This window comes from uncultured Helcococcus sp. (assembly GCF_946998255.1).
Classification (GTDB): domain Bacteria; phylum Bacillota; class Clostridia; order Tissierellales; family Peptoniphilaceae; genus Helcococcus.
This window is the reverse complement of sequence record NZ_CAMPYN010000027.1, coordinates 1-16,042: the sequence shown is the minus strand read 5'-3', so window position 1 is coordinate 16,042 and position 16,042 is coordinate 1. Positions and strand designations below refer to the sequence as shown.

The 16,042-nt window shown below is 33.8% G+C and carries 11 protein-coding genes; all 11 read right to left on the bottom strand.

Annotated elements, in window-relative coordinates; genetic code table 11:
- Positions 1 to 339: 339 nt before the first annotated feature.
- Complete coding sequence (gene ald, locus Q0U66_RS03515) at positions 340 to 1,446, bottom strand: alanine dehydrogenase (protein WP_297377508.1); 1,107 nt, start codon at positions 1,444 to 1,446, stop codon at positions 340 to 342.
- Between the two features lie 229 nt (positions 1,447 to 1,675).
- Positions 1,676 to 2,617: an ATP-binding cassette domain-containing protein gene (locus Q0U66_RS03510; RefSeq protein ID WP_297377505.1), complete on the bottom strand. Its 942-nt coding sequence runs from the start codon at positions 2,615 to 2,617 to the stop codon at positions 1,676 to 1,678.
- Positions 2,601 to 3,674, bottom strand: coding sequence for an ABC transporter ATP-binding protein (locus Q0U66_RS03505; RefSeq protein ID WP_200813120.1), 1,074 nt, complete (start codon positions 3,672 to 3,674; stop codon positions 2,601 to 2,603). Before Q0U66_RS03505 ends, Q0U66_RS03510 begins: the two co-directional genes overlap by 17 nt.
- 9 nt (positions 3,675 to 3,683) lie before the next feature.
- A complete protein-coding gene (gene oppC, locus Q0U66_RS03500; protein WP_297377503.1) occupies positions 3,684 to 4,634 on the bottom strand; it encodes an oligopeptide ABC transporter permease OppC in 951 nt (316 codons plus the stop codon).
- Positions 4,634 to 6,127 carry an ABC transporter permease gene (locus Q0U66_RS03495; protein ID WP_297377501.1) on the bottom strand — a complete coding sequence of 498 codons (1,494 nt, stop codon included), beginning with the start codon at positions 6,125 to 6,127 and terminating at the stop codon, positions 4,634 to 4,636. The genes oppC and Q0U66_RS03495 overlap by 1 nt, the downstream gene beginning before the upstream one ends.
- 189 nt (positions 6,128 to 6,316) lie before the next feature.
- Positions 6,317 to 8,296 (bottom strand): peptide ABC transporter substrate-binding protein, encoded by a 1,980-nt coding sequence (locus Q0U66_RS03490; RefSeq protein WP_297377499.1) that lies wholly within the window; start codon positions 8,294 to 8,296, stop codon positions 6,317 to 6,319.
- Between the two features lie 372 nt (positions 8,297 to 8,668).
- Entirely contained in the window at positions 8,669 to 10,354 is a 1,686-nt protein-coding gene (locus Q0U66_RS03485; RefSeq protein ID WP_297377497.1) for a proline--tRNA ligase, read from the bottom strand.
- Entirely contained in the window at positions 10,354 to 12,483 is a 2,130-nt protein-coding gene (locus tag Q0U66_RS03480) for a Tex family protein (RefSeq protein WP_297377495.1), read from the bottom strand. Before Q0U66_RS03480 ends, Q0U66_RS03485 begins: the two co-directional genes overlap by 1 nt.
- Positions 12,483 to 13,608, bottom strand: a protein-coding gene (gene prfB, locus Q0U66_RS03475) for a peptide chain release factor 2 (protein ID WP_297377493.1) whose coding sequence is annotated in 2 segments (ribosomal slippage) — positions 12,483 to 13,520 and positions 13,522 to 13,608 — 1,125 coding nt in all. Because the reading frame shifts where the segments join, the coding sequence is not laid out codon by codon here. The genes Q0U66_RS03480 and prfB overlap by 1 nt, the downstream gene beginning before the upstream one ends.
- An 842-nt stretch (positions 13,609 to 14,450) precedes the next feature.
- The gene (locus Q0U66_RS03470; protein ID WP_297377491.1) at positions 14,451 to 15,245 is read right to left on the bottom strand and encodes a class B sortase; all 795 of its coding nucleotides are present in this window, start codon (positions 15,243 to 15,245) and stop codon (positions 14,451 to 14,453) included.
- Positions 15,246 to 15,263: 18 nt separating this feature from the next.
- The coding region (locus Q0U66_RS03465) for an SEC-C metal-binding domain-containing protein (RefSeq protein ID WP_297377489.1) at positions 15,264 to 16,042 on the bottom strand (779 nt) is incomplete at its 5' end.

Sequence of the window (16,042 nt, the reverse complement as noted above, 5' to 3'; positions counted from 1 at the left end):
GTGTCCTTGACATAGGTAGTAGTTTAGCCCTGGGTTTCATGCGTATTCCAGCCTTTTCTCTCCTGTCATGATTTTCTGGCCCAGACTTTCATGACTACTCCAACATTTCTCTCCCCTCTCATGATTTCCTGGCCCAGAGTTTCATACGTAACCCTACATTTAGCAATCCTGTCATGATTTCTGAGTCGACATAGGGAAAAAATCTTATTTCTAGATATAAATCCTCTTACTTCTTAATCCTTACATCATTTAACCAATCAATAAATAGTCAACAAAAAACTGATTCCCCATATCGAGAAATCAGTTCTTCTTAACTGCTATTAAATTATTCAAAATAGACTATTCTAAAATATCTGAATAATCAATTCCCAAGTCTTCAGCTATATCTTTAGAAGTGAATTGACCCTTGTAAGTATTCACTCCAGCTTTTAGAGCTTCATCTGTCTTTATGATATCTTCTAAATCTCCTCTTGCAATTTTTCTTGCATAAGGTAGGGTTGCATTTGTAAGTGCATAAGTTGATGTTTGTGCTACAGCACCAGGAATATTATCAACCGCATAGTGAATTACCCCATGTTTTACATAGATTGGGTCATCATGACTTGTACTATGGTCTATTGTTTCAAAGATACCACCTTGGTCTACTGCTACGTCAACTATTACAGATCCAGGTCTCATTTGTTTTACGGTCTCTTCTCTAACTAGGGTTGGAGCTTTTCTACCACCGCCTACTAAAACAGCACCTACAACTAGATCAGAATCTATTACAGCGTCATGGATATTTTTAGGATTTGATGCTTTTGTATCTATGGTATTTCCAAAAATATTTTCTAATTCAGCCATTTTTTCTAATGATAGGTCTAAAACTGTTACTCTTGCACCTAAACCAACAGCCATTTTTATAGCGTTGATACCAACATTACCACCACCTAGGATAGTAACTTTACCTTTTTCAACACCTGGTACACCACCAACTAAGACTCCTGAACCACCATTTTGACTTTGTAAAAATTCTGCACCTATGATGGTAGCCATTTTACCTGCTACTTGTGACATTGGTTTTAATAATGGTCTATCATTACCTGTACCTACAGTTTCATAAGCTATAGCTGTAACTTTTTTATCCAATAGAGCTTGAGCTAATTCTGGAACTGCTGCCATATGGAAGTAAGCAAATATAATAAGTCCTTCTTTGAAATATTTATATTCTGATTCTACAGGTTCCTTAACCTTAATAATCATATCTACATCCCAAGCTTCTTCAGCTGTATCTACGATTTTAGCACCTTCTTCAATATATGCTTCATCTGTAATTGCAGAACCTAATCCAGCATTTTTTTCTATGATAACTTCATGTCCGTCACTAACTAAGGCATGAACACCAGCTGGTGTAATCGCAACTCTATTTTCTCTATTTTTTATTTCTTTTGGTATACCAATTCTCATGTATTCTCCTTTTTTATTATTATAATCTAAGAATAGACAATCTATAGTTAACTAATAAATCTATCCTAGCTTTTCGTACATACATATGTTTACCCAAATTATACCACTTTAAACATATCTTTTGTTAAAAAAATATTATAACTGGTTCTACTGTATAACTGTGGATTATATTGTTGTAGCCCATAAAAAAAGAACCTTTAAGAATTAATCTTAAAAGTTCTTATAAGGCTTATTTAATTTCATTTCTGTATGATTCTAGCTCTTCTTCAGTACACATTACCAAGTGGCCTGGAGCAACTTCTCTAAGTATGTGTTGGTCTGTGTATTCTGCATGGTAGGTTGAATTTGTTGGATCAACCACCTTGTTTTTCTCAATAATAGGGTCTGGAATTGGTACAGAATTTAATAATGATTTTGTATATGGGTGTAGTGGATTTCTGAATAATTCTTCAGTTTCAGCAATTTCTACAATCCTACCTTCTGTAATAACTCCAATTCTATCAGAGAAATATCTAACTACTGATAAGTCGTGAGCTATAAATAAATAGGTAATATTATCTTCTTTTTTGAATTTATTTAACAAGTTAAGAACTTGAGCACGGATAGACACGTCAAGTGCTGATGTTGGCTCATCGGCAATGATCAAGTCTGGGTGCATAACTATTGATCTTGCTATACCAACCCTTTGCCTTTGTCCACCTGAGAACTCATGTGGGTATCTTGACTTGTGTTCTGGTAATAAACCTACAGCATCAATAGCATTATCAATTATTTGACTTCTTTCTTCTTGAGAATTGTACATCTTAAAGTTGTCAATTCCTTCTCCGATAATATAATCAATTGTCGCTCTTTCGTTTAATGAAGCAGCTGGATCTTGGAAGATCATTTGAATATCTTTCTTTAATTCACGAGCTTCTTTTTTAGGCAATTTACCATTGATTTTTTTACCCTTAAAGAAGATGTCACCCTTACTTGTTTGGTTTAATCTTACTATTGCTCTGGCAATAGTTGTTTTACCAGAACCAGATTCACCTACTAAAGAAAAAGTCTCACCTTTGAAAATTTGAAAATTTACACCTTGTACAGCTACAAACTTTTTCTTTCCGTTCTTAAATGTAATCTCTAAGTCTTTAACATCAACCAGTACTTCTCTATTATTTTGTTGATCCATAAGTACCTCCTTTTGATGTTATTCTTTGCATTTTTTCATGTAAATTATTTAAAATTGCAGGTTTTTCTACTTTTGGCGCATTTTCATGTAACAACCAAGTTTTTGCATAATGTGTATCTGATACCTTAAACATTGGTGGTTCTAATTCAAAGTCTATTTTCATGGCATAGTCAGATCTTAAAGCAAAGGCATCACCCTTGATTTCTTCAAATAATGAAGGTGGTGTACCCTTTATAGCATGTAATTCACCATCTTCCTCTTCTAATTGAGGTAAGGATGATAGTAATCCCCATGTGTATGGGTGTCTTGGATCGTAGAATATTTCTTCTGATGTGCCATATTCTACTATTTGACCAGCATACATAACCGCAACATCATCAGCAACCTTGGCTACAACACCTAAGTCGTGAGTAATATATATAGTTGTAAAACCATACTCAACTGATAAGTCTTTGATCAATTGGATAATTTGAGCTTGGATTGTAACGTCTAGAGCTGTTGTAGGCTCATCACAAATTAAAATCCTTGGTCTACATGCTAAGGCTATAGCTATAACTATTCTTTGTCTCATACCACCAGAGTACATGTGAGGATATTCATCATATCTTTTTTCTGGATTTGGTATACCAACTCTCTTCATCAATTCTATAGCTATCTTTTTAGCTTCTGCTTTTGATTTTTCTTGGTGTTTAATTATAACTTCTGAAATTTGGTAACCAATTGTTCTTACAGGGTTTAGTGATGTCATAGGATCTTGGAAAACTGTAGCAATTTTCTTTCCTCTTACACCTAACCAATCTTTGTCAGTCTTAAACTTAGTTAAATCTTGGCCTTCAAAAATTATCTCACCATTTGTGATTTCACCATTATCATCTAACATACCTGTAAAGGTTTTTGTAAATACAGACTTACCAGAACCAGATTCACCTACTAAGGCTAAAACCCTTCCTTCTCTTAAGTCCATAGAAATATTTCTTATAGCTTTTAATTTTCTGTCACGAACTGTAAATTCAACTTGAAGGTCTTTTACAGATAATATTGTATTGTTATTTTCCATAATTACCTCCTATATTCCGTGATTTCTTGGGTCTGATGCATCAGCTAGTGTTTGTCCTACTAGGTAGAAGGAAACTGTGATTACAGCTAAAACTGCTACCGGTATAAAGAATAGGTATGGAGCTGATTGCATGTATTGTGAGTGTAGTTGTATAGTCCTACCTAATGAAGCTTGGTTCACAGTTAAACCTAAACCTATAAATCCTAAGAATACCTCTGTTGAAACATAACCAGGCAATCTTGATGCAGCTGATGTAACAACAACTGATATTAGGTAAGGTAAGATATTGTGTGTAATAATCTTCCATGTACTTGAACCAAGTACTCTTGAAGCCATGTTGTATTCCCTATCACGGATTATCATAACTTGAACTCTTATAAAGTAAGCCATACCAATCCATGATGTTGCTGATAATGAGAATATCAACTGTGGAATACCTGCCCCTAAAACATATGAAAGAATCATAACTATCAAAGTATAAGGAATGTTCGATACAACATTGTATATATCTAGTAAATAAAAGTCTAAATTCTTATTGAATCCCCATATCATACCTACGATGATACCAATTGTCATGGTAATGATTGTAACTGTAAATGATATAGTCAATGAAGTACGAGCACCTGCCCATACCATATTAAACACATCTCTACCTACGTCATCAGTACCAAATGGGTGTTGTAAACTAGGTTTTAAAAATTTAGCACTAGGGTCATTAATGTTCTGCTGCTGTGAATGGTCATAACCTGATATTAATGGTTGTATAAATGAGAATGCTAATACTGTTATAAGTATGATTAACATAAATACAGCAAACTTTGAGGAAAAGAATTTCTTAAATACTGAACCCCAATATGAATATTCTGGTGCAGCAATCCTTTCGGAAACTCTATCATCTATGTCAACAAATTCAAACATGTCATCTGTCAACACCAGTTCTTTGTTTTTTTCTTGTGACATTAGACTTCTCCTTTCCCATTATCTAATGAAATTCTTGGGTCTACCCAAGTCATCAATATATCTCCAGCAAACTGAGCAAATATAGCTAAGGATGTAAAGATAAATGTTAAAGTAATAATCATGTTGTTATTACCTGCTTTCATAGCATCTGGCAACATTTTACCCATACCCGGTATAGCAAATATAGTTTCGGTATAAATAGCACCAACAATTTGTAAAACTATTGATGATGGAATACCGTTAACTATAGGAATAACCGCATTTTTCAATATATGGTTCTTTGAAATTTCATTTCTTGATAAACCTTTTGCTCTAGCAAATTTTACATAGTCTGCTGATTGTTGGTCTATCATATATCTTCTTATCCAGGTCATGATTCCTGGCATACCTATAATAACCATAACTACTATAGGCATTATATAAGATCTAATATTGTGTGGTCCTAATTGTGGGAACTTATCTGGGAACCCAAACATTGAACCTATATATTTTAATACGAATATTAAAGCTAATGATGGCACAGCTATTAATAAGTTAATGTATGCTATACCTAACTTATCAACCATTTTACCTTTATTTCTTGCCATTGCAATACCCCATGGTAATGCCAATAGATAAGATAAAACTAAGGCAATGATACCAAATATATAAGACATTCCTATCATAGAAGGTGCATCTTTTAAGATTTTTGCAGATGCATAATGGTCTTCATATTTTTGCTCATCTAAGTGGTCTATTGAATGTTTGTATTGTAATGAATGTAAATCTTCAGCAGATGTAGTTTTATATCCTGTTGGGAAGGTTACTTCTCTTCTTTTTTGTGATCCTTGTGGTTCAGAAATAACTTCTGTTGTTGATGTTCCTGGATTTGTTGGGAATGATCTACCAAATTCAAAACTTAAGAAGTTTTGATGAATAAATGGGAATTTACCATTAAAGTATATTTGATATTTATTTTCACACCCATAACAAGTTAAGGCTGGTATACCGTTGTGGTCAGTTCCAAAATGGTAGCCTCTATCAGTTTCTAATTTTGGATCATTTGCATTTTGGATACGATTTGGAGTATCAAAATGTATAAGTCTTGTAAAATATTTTTTCAATAATTCAAATGCTCCATATTTTCTGTATCCATAAGGTGTGTTTTTCAAAACTCCCTCATCTTGGAAACGTCCAATTACAAAGCCCTTATCTTCAAATTCTTTTAATACAGAATTTTGTTCTGGTGAATCATTTACTGTACATTGACCGGACTTATCCTCTGCTCTAGCACACATTTGTCCTATATTTACGTATTCTAGATATCCCAAACTTTCAAGGGTCGACAACCTGTAGGTTATCTTCTCATTTCCTCTTAATTTAGAAAAGGTCTTATCATCTTTAAATAAGTTATCTTCTGGCATCAGAGTAAATACCATCACGATAACAATGGCCATTACTATAAATATTGATAGTATCGCCTTTAGGAATCTTAGTATTAAATACCTGTTCATCTCTTTCTCCTATCTTCTAAATAATATAAATTATAAGTGTAATTATATAATAAATACAGCTCTTATTCAAATTAAAATATTGTCCAAATAAAAAATCCAGCAAAATAATTGTTAGATTTTTTATTAAGACAATATCTAAAAATAGTTAAGAGGTTGAATAGGCATTCAACCTCTTAAAATCTAACTATTTTATTCTGAGAATTCTTTTTCTCTTTCTTTTTCCCAAGCTTCTCTGATTTGTACGTATTCTTCAGCTGTTACAAGTTCAGTTCTTAATTTTCTTCCCTTATATTTGTTTGTAGCTAAACCAACTTGTGAGTATGGTCCTTGTAATGGTTCAAGCTTAGATACGATTTCACCTCTTGAAGCCATTTGACCTGGTAAGTATAGTTTATTTTCTATTAACCAAGCATCTGCCTTAGCAAATAATTCATATCTCTTGTCTAAATCATCTACTTCAGCCTTAGCTTCTTGGTAAAGTTTTTCGTATTGGGTAAATCCTAATTTTTCTTTCAATTCTACATTTTCAGGATCATTACCTAAACCGATGTTTACCATGTATGAACCTTCTGTTGTAGAGAATGTTTGTGCAAATGTTTGTGGATCGTTGTAGTCTGGACCCCAACCTGAGAATGTTGAAATATCATAGTCAACAGCTTTAGGATCTTCGCTATAGAAGGCTATGTTATAAATTGTTGATTCTGGAGCCATTACTAATTCTACAATAATCTTTCCATCTGTATTTGCTTCTACTGATTGTTTTAATGAGTTAGCTTGTTTTACTAAAGCATCATTTGTTTCTAATACTAGGTAGTCTAAGTGTACTGGGAATTCGATACCTTCTTTTTCAGCTGCTGCTAAAAATTCTAGTGCTTTATCCTTGTTTAACCATGGATCTTGTGCGTCATCTAGTACTACTTCTTCACCTGTTAATTCTTTGTATGCATTTTCTACTAAGTCGTAGTATGGTTTACCATCTTTTGTTGTAGCTGCTTCTGGGAAGTTGTTTACGTTTCTTAATGTTCCCTTAGCTACTTCTTCAGCTGTATTTACAGCTAAGTAAGCTGTTCTATCAAATGCAGCTTGAAATGCTTTTCTAAAGTTTAAGTTTTGGATAGCATTCTTTGTGTTTTCTCTCTTAGCTTCATCTTGAGCATATTCTGTTAAGTTAAATGATTGTCTGTTGAAGTTCATTAATACACCAAATACTGAAGCGTTTGGTTGTGATTCTCTTACATATTCTTTATATTGTTCTTTAACTTGACTATAGTCTTTCCAGTTTGCTCTTAGACCCATTGATGGGTATGTTCCATTTTCGAAACCGGTCTTAATTGAGTATGGATCTTCACCATTGTCGTAGATTTCTGTAATCTTCTTGATGAATACATTGTCTACATCCCAATATTGTTCGTTTTTAATAATAACGATTGATGATTTTGAGTCAAATGATTCTAATACATAAGCACCGTTGTATAAGATTGAGTCTGGTGCTGTTGAACCGAAGCTACATGTTTCTGGGTTTGGTGAACCTAATTTACATCCTGTACCTTTACCTTCTAAGAATTTTTGGTTGATAGGTAATAAGATATTGTATGTTGTAAAGTCTAAGAAGTATGGTGTAGGTTTTTCTAATGTATAAACTAATGTTTGGTCGTCTACAGCTTTTATACCAACATTTTCCCATGCTGCATCAGAAAAGTCTGAGTTTAAATATTCTGTATAACCTTTTATAACACCTGTAACAAGTTCATTTACACCTGATTTAAATTCTGCAGCGTGTCTTAAACCTGTAACAAAGTCTTGAGCTTTAACATCTTCATATTCTTCTTGGTTAGATGTTACCCATTTAACACCTTGTTTTAGTTTGAAAGTATATTCTGTTTTGTCTTCACTAACCTCTACAGATTCTGCTAGAGCTGGCACTAATTTACCCACCCTATCATTTTCCATCAAACCATCTACAAAGTTAGCATTGTATGCGTGGTCTGGGTTTTTGTTTGTAATAACGTAGTCCATTGATGCTAATGCGTTATTACCTGCCATTGTTAGCTCGTCTTGATACTCTACATTTTCCCCTGTTGAGCTTCCGCTACCACTTGGGGAACAAGCTACTAGAAATACCATTACTAGAGCTAATAATAATGAAAGAGTTCTTTTTGTTCTACTCATAATATCCTCCTAAGTATTTTATAGAAATCCTAAATTTTCTATATTGTTAATTAGTATAGTAAAATTTTTTTTGTCTGTCAAAAAAAATATATTATTTTATGAAAATATTTTTGATTTTTTTCATCATCATTTTAAATATTCATAATTAGATTTAGATGATTTTATAAAGACATCTTCTAAACTCAAGTCTTTTAGCGTTTTAAATAAATTAATTTTGTAAATACTTATGAGTTATACTTTTGTGATAACTGTATAAAAATACAAATAATGTATATAAGTCATTTTTGTAACATTAATGCTACAAACTATTTTAACTTATAAAACACAAAACACTCCATCTTTCTATATAGATGAAGTGCTTTTAGATAGGGTCTATAGAAGTTCTAATACTTCTTTATAGTCCATATTTTTATTTTCTTTTTCTTTTCTTGTAGAGTATTCTACAATACCTTGGCTAGCATCCCTGCCTACTGTAATCCTATGAGGAATACCAATCAAATCTCTATCTTTAAATTTAACCCCAGGTCTTTCATTCCTATCATCAAGCAGAACTTCAACACCCCTATCTGTTAATTCTTGATAAATCTTTTCAGCCAAATCAACTTGGTCTTGGTCATTATTCTTTACGATTGTAATAATCACCCTGTAAGGAGCTAGGTTTTCTGGCCATATAATACCATCTTCGTCGTGGTTTTGTTCCACAATAGCGGTTACAGACCTTGTGATACCTATACCATAAGAACCCATTACAAAGTAATTTTCCTTACCATTCTCATCTAAGAATGTTGCGTGCAATGGTTTAGAATATTTTTCACCTAATTGGAAGATGTTTCCTACTTCTATACCTCTGGCAAATTCTAATTTTTCACCATTTGGACCTAAGTCAGATTCTTCTATCACTAATAAATCTTCTACAACTTCTGCTTCAAAATCTCTTCCATAATTTACATTTATATAGTGAGCATCTGCCTTGTTTGCTCCAACCACAAAGTTTGTCATTTGACTTATTCTTGAATCTATTAGCAGTTTTACCTTATCACTAAGACCGATAGGTCCAGTAAAACCAGCTGGTCCACCAGTTATGTCTTTTATATCCTGGTCACTCATCATTTCAATTTCATTTTCTGAAATACCTACATGGTTTAAAAACTTATTCATATTTAATTCTCTATTTCCAGGAATTAAAACAATAAAGTATTGGTCTTCAGCCTTTAGAGCTATGGCTTTTGCCATTTTTTCTCTAGGAATGGATGTGAAGTTTTCTAACTCTTCCATGGTCTTTACATTTGGTGTAGAGATTTCTTCCATTTCCTTTACTTCTTCTTTATCAGTTATTTTGTAAGTAACTGCTGCTTTTTCATCTGTTGCTGCATAGTCAGATTCATCAGAATAAACAATGATACCTTCACCAGTTTCGGCCATAGCAATAAATTCATGGGAAACTCCTGTACCCATTAGACCTGAATCACCTTCTACAACTCTGTAGTCAATTCCCATTCTATCAAAAATGTATTCATAAGCCTCCCACATGTTTTGGTAGGACGCTTCCAAGCCCGCTTGGTCCTTATCAAAGCTATAGGCATCTTTCATGGTAAATTCTCTAGCCCTATTTATACCAAATCTTGGTCTTTTTTCATCCCTATATTTGGTTTGTATTTGATAAATATTTAATGGTAGTTGCTTGTATGATTTTAATTCATCCCTTACAAGGGTTGTGAAATACTCTTCTGCTGTAGGTCCAAGGCAAAAATCTCTATCATTTCTGTCTTTTAACCTAAACATTTCTTCACCAAATTTGTCCCATCTGCCAGATTCAACCCAGATTTCTTGCGGTTGTAAGGCGGACATCAAAACTTCTTGTCCATCAAACTTGTCCATTCCTTCCCTAACTAGGTCTTCAATCTTTCTTATTACCCTATATCCTAATGGTAGGTAGGAATAAATACCTGAAGCTGATTTTCTTATCATACCAGCCCTTAAAAGAAGTCTATGTGATGCTATTTCCGCATCTTGTGGATCTTCTTTTAGAGTTGGCATATAAAATTTATTCATTCTCATTATTGCTTAATTCCTTTCATACTTAGGCCAACCTGCCCTCTATTTTTATCAATTTTTATAATTTCAACATCTACTATATCTGATACTTGTAATACTTCTGAAGGATGTTTGATATACTTGTCAGAAATCTCAGAAATATGCACCAAGCCATCATTTTTTATACCTATATCAATAAAGGCGCCAAAGTCTACTACGTTTCTTACAGTTCCTTTAAGTTTCATTCCTACTTGTAAATCATCTATGGATAAGACGTCTGACCTTAAAATTGCCTTTGGCATATCTTCTCTCGGGTCTCTCCCCGGTTTTTTCAATTCTTGGATGATGTCCTTTAAGGTAGGTTCCCCAACTTCCAATTCTTCAGATAATTCTTTTACATTAATCTTATCAAGATCTATATCTTTTAATTTGCTTGCTATTTCATAGGATTCAGGGTGAACACCTGTGTTATCTAACGGATTATCACCATCAGCTATTCTTAAGAAACCTGCTGCTTGTTCAAATGTTTTCGGTCCTAAACCTTTTACCTTCTTTAATTCTTGTCGATTTGCAAATCTTCCATTTTCAGCCCTGTAGTCTAAGATATTTTTAGACACCTTTGAAGATAAACCAGAAACATAAGACAACAAGGAGACTGATGCTGTATTTAAGTTTACACCAACTAAGTTTACAGAGTCCTCAACTACATTTCCTAAAGTTTCTTCCAAGGCTTTTTGGTTAACATCATGTTGGTATTGGCCAACACCGATGTGTTTAGGATCTATTTTAACCAATTCAGCTAAAGGATCTTGGATACGTCTAGCTATGGAGACAGCTCCTCTTACAGTAACATCCTTGTCTGGGAATTCTTCTTTAGCAATTTTTGATGCTGAATAAACTGAAGCTCCTGATTCATTTACAATTGTATAAAACACTTCTCTATCAAAGCTATTTTCATTTAACATCTTAGCTACAACCGCTTCTGTTTCTCTTGAAGCTGTACCATTACCTATAGCAATAAGTGAAACCTTATATTTATCTATAAGGTCTAACATTGTTTTTATTGAGCCTTCAACATCTTCTTTTGGAGGAACTGGATATATAATTGTATCGAATAATAAGTCACCCAATTCTGAAACAATTACTAATTTACATCCTGTCCTATAAGCAGGGTCGATACCCATTACTACTGTTTCTTTTATTGGAGCTTGCATTAGATAAGGCTTTAGGTTTTTTGCAAAAACTTCTATAGCTTGTTGGTCTGCCTTTTCTGTAAGCTCAGCTCTGATTTCATTTTCTACAGATGGGAACAATAAACGCTTGTATCCGTCTTCTACAGCTTCAAATATATATTTATAATTTTCTGCTGCCTTATCTTTTTGAATACTTCTAGTGATAAAGGCAATGTTAGCTTCATCTGTTAAGTTTACATTCACCTTTAAATAGCCTAGTTTTTCTCCCCTATTTATAGCTAAAACCCTGTGAGAAGGAATTTTGGAAATTTTTTCTTCAAAGTCGAAATATTGGACAAAGGTATTAGCCTCTTCCATTTCTTCCTTATTCTCTTCATCTATTTTTGCTAATTTAGAACTTATAGTTCCCCTTCTTTCAGCGTCAGACCTAAGTATATTTCTAAAAACAGTTGCATCTGACACTAATTCAGCTAAAATATCCTTGGCTCCATTTATAGCATCCTCTACAGTTTCAACCTCATCTGTTAGGTACTTTTCAGCCTCTTCTGGTATACTTGAGCTTCCTTCCTTCCAAGTTAAAATAAAGTTTGATAAAGGTTCTAGACCTTTTTCCTTGGCCTTTGTTGCTCTTGTCTGTCTCTTTTGCTTGTAAGGTCTGTAAATATCCTCAACATCTTTAAGAGTTTCTGCTGCTTGTATTTCTTTCATTAAAGCATCTGTCATCTTGTCTTGGTTTTCAATAGAAGAAATAACCTCTTCTTTTCTGCTTTCAAGATTTCTCAAGTAAGATAACTTATCTTCCAAGTCTCTTAATACTTCGTCAGTTAAATTACCAGTAACCTCTTTCCTATACCTTGCTATAAAAGGTATGGTGTTGCCTTCATCTATTAAAGCTATGGTTTTTTCAACCTGACTTTCCTTAATATTTAATTCTTCAGCTATTTTTTTTATTATATCCATTAGTCCTTCTCTACTTCTTTCATATTTAAATAACTATTTATAAACTGGTCTAAGTCACCATCCATGACCTTGTCTACTGTACCTACTTCGTAATTTGTACGGTGGTCCTTGACTAGGGTATAGGGTTGGAATACATAAGACCTGATTTGAGATCCCCAAGTGATTTGTGAATATTTCCCCTGAATATCCTCAATCTTCTCCTTGTGCTCTTCTTCTTTGATTTGAACAAGCTTAGCCTTAAGCATATTCATAGCTTGGGCCCTATTTTGGATTTGAGATCTTTCATTTTGACTAGATACGGTAACCCCTGTAGGAATGTGAGTTATCCTAACTGCTGAGTCAGTAGTATTTACGTGTTGACCACCAGCCCCCGATGCCCTGTAGGTATCTATCTTCAAATCTTTATCTTCTATTTCAATATATGTATCATCATCTAGTTCTGGATAAACATCAACCGATGCGAATGATGTATGCCTTCTAGCATTGGAATCAAAAGGAGATATCCTAACTAGCCTGTGAACGCCCTTTTCTGATTTCAAATGACCATATACGTAAGACCCTGAAACCATCATGGTCACGGATTTTATTCCTCCTGCATCTTCATTGTGAAGTTCGGTAATTGTATACTTGTATGATTTTGATTCAAAGTATCTTGTATACATTCTCATCAGCATTTGAGCCCAATCCGTAGCCTCTAAACCTCCAGATCCAGCGTTGATAGAAAATATTGCATTATTTTTATCATAAGGTCCAGATAATAAAGTTTTTGTATTCAGCTTACTTATTTTATTTTTAACTGAATTAAGGTCACTAGTGATATCATCTTTCATATCGATGAATTCTTCCACACTCAAAAGATCCATGATTTCAGTTATAGACGACAAAGAACCTTCCATTTGCCTATAGTCTTCTATAGTATCTCTTGTATCATTGATTTCAATCATTATTTTTTGAGCCTTCTCACTATCATCCCAGAAACCTTCCTGCATGCTCTCCTTTTCAAGCCTTAATAGGTCCTTTTCTAATTTAGGAATGTCAAAGAGACCTCCCTAATTTTTCCAGTGTATCTTGAAGCTCTTCTATTTCTTTTAATATTTCAAAACTTTCTATAGCAATCACTCCCATCTTTAATATATTATAATCTACCCTTAATTATAGCAATTTAGCGACTTATTATCCAATAAAATGTTTTGTTTGTAAAACTTATGTTTATAGGCTTAGTTTGGGACTACATGTTAGCTTTTTAAAAATGCTTGGTCATGTAGGGTTTGGGGGTTGATTTATACATTTTTACTTAGACCTGAATGTGATGAGGGTTTTGGGATTTTTGTGGAAACCAGCATGACTTCGTTGGTATGAATGTCGTGTAGGTTTTAGCGGTTTCGCGGAAACCTGTATGACTTATTTGGTATGAATGTCATGTGGGTTTTGGTGTTTTTATGGATTCCATCATGATATTTGGCTCTAGGCGGTCATGTAGGTTTTGGCGGTTTTGCGGAAACCAGCATGATGTCATGTCTATTCCGCCTCTTCCTCCCCCTGTCATGATTCCAACCCTCAGCTTTTCATGTCTATTCCGCTTCTTCCTCTTCCTGTCATGATTCCAACTCACAGTTTTTCATGTCTATTCCGCCTCTTCCTCCCCCTGTCATGATTCCAACTCACAACTTTTCATGTTTATTCCGCCTCTTCCTCTCCCTGTCATGATTCCAACCCTCAGCTTTTCATGTCTATTCCGCCATTTCCTCCCCCTGTCATGATTCCAAGCACCAGCTTTTCATTTTATCTCACAACTCTCCAAACCTGTCATGATTACATCTTCCAACAAGTACTCTAAATAAAAAATTTTCACACTATCTTGCATTTATTAATATATAATGTAAAAACTGACCTCCGCCAAGTTGGTGTTATGTCCAACTTTTTGGGGCCAGTTTCAAATTGCCTAATAGCTTGAATAAGCTAATTTATTATTTTTTCAATATTGCATGAACTACAAATCTTCCAATATCATCAACGTTGTCACATGTTGATAGGGTCAACATTTTATCTTCTGGGCCTACTTCTCTGTCAAAACCGAAATCAAGTTTTGATTTGTTAACTAGTTTGTTAGCATATTGTACCCACGCTTCATCTGACATGTCGAAGCTTCTGTAATCATAGTAGGCATCAATATAGTAAGCTGATACCACTTCATACTCTAAAACACCATTTGGTGTATATATTTCTATAGTTCTTGCTTTTCCTGATTTAACAAAATCTTCTTTACCGTACTTTTCTAAGTCGGTGAACATTGGCGCTAGGTTTGGTGAAGCAATTGACATATTGTGACCATATACTGTTGTGTTTCTGTCTGAGAAATCTTTCTTGTTTGTTTCTTCTATAAAAACAGTACCAGGAATTGAATACTTTCCATTAATGTCTCTTCTTAAATAATAATCGTTGTCTTTATAAACTATTGGATAGTCTATTCTTGTGTCGTTTATACGAATGTATGCTTCTATATCAGCATTCTTCTTTTTCAAGTCTTCTATTAATTGCTTAGAATTTCTATCCCTTAAAGCCTTCAATTCTTCTGAATCTAATTTATTATCCTTATCCTTATTGACTACTTGCTCAAATATTTTAGAGGTTTGGTCGTAATTTTGTTGAGCTTTATACCTACTGTAGTAATAGCTACCAATTTGATATACATTGTAAGCGATAAAAATTAAAAGTACTATTTGAATGAAGGTTAATATCCTATTTCTAGTTTTCTTTTTCATTTCTACTCCTATTTTTCATTATCTTCCATGGCAATTTTTATATTTTTTACCTGATCCACATGGACATGGGTCATTTCTTCCGATTTTTCTATCAACCACTCTTTGCACTGGTTGGTCTTGGTCTTCTCCACCTTGTAGTTTAGCTTCATTTTCCTTAACTACTTTTTCTCTTTGAACATTACTTGTTGGTTCTACATGGAATAGGTATTTAATGGTATCTTCTCTTATAGAAGAATTTAACTCATTAAACATGTCATAACCTTCATTTGCATAGGCTCTTACAGGGTCTTCATTACCTAAGGCCCTAGCTCCTATGGATTGTTTCATTTGATCCATTGCATCTATGTGGTCTACCCACTTGCTATCTACAACCTTTAGAAGAATTATTCTTTCTAATTCTCTCATTTGGTCAGAACCAATATTTTCTTCTCTTGAAGCATAAATATCTTTAGCGATGTTTAATAAGTCAACTTTTAATTTGTCCTGACTAGTTAATTCAATATCGTGCCAATATTCATTTGGTATACAAATTGAAGAAAGGTATGTTTGTAAGGCTTCAATTTCCCATTGGTCTCTTGGTGCAGATGGGTTTGCAAAAGAGTCCACGGTATCAAATATAAATCCTTCAAGCATATTCATGATGTTTTCATGAATATTATCACCATTCAACACTTGGTTTCTTTCACCATAGATAACTTCTCTTTGCTTGTTCATTACGTTATCGTATTCTAAAACTCTTTTTCTCATGGCAAAGTTGTTTGATTCTACCCTGCCTTGAGCTTTTTCAATAGCTGTAG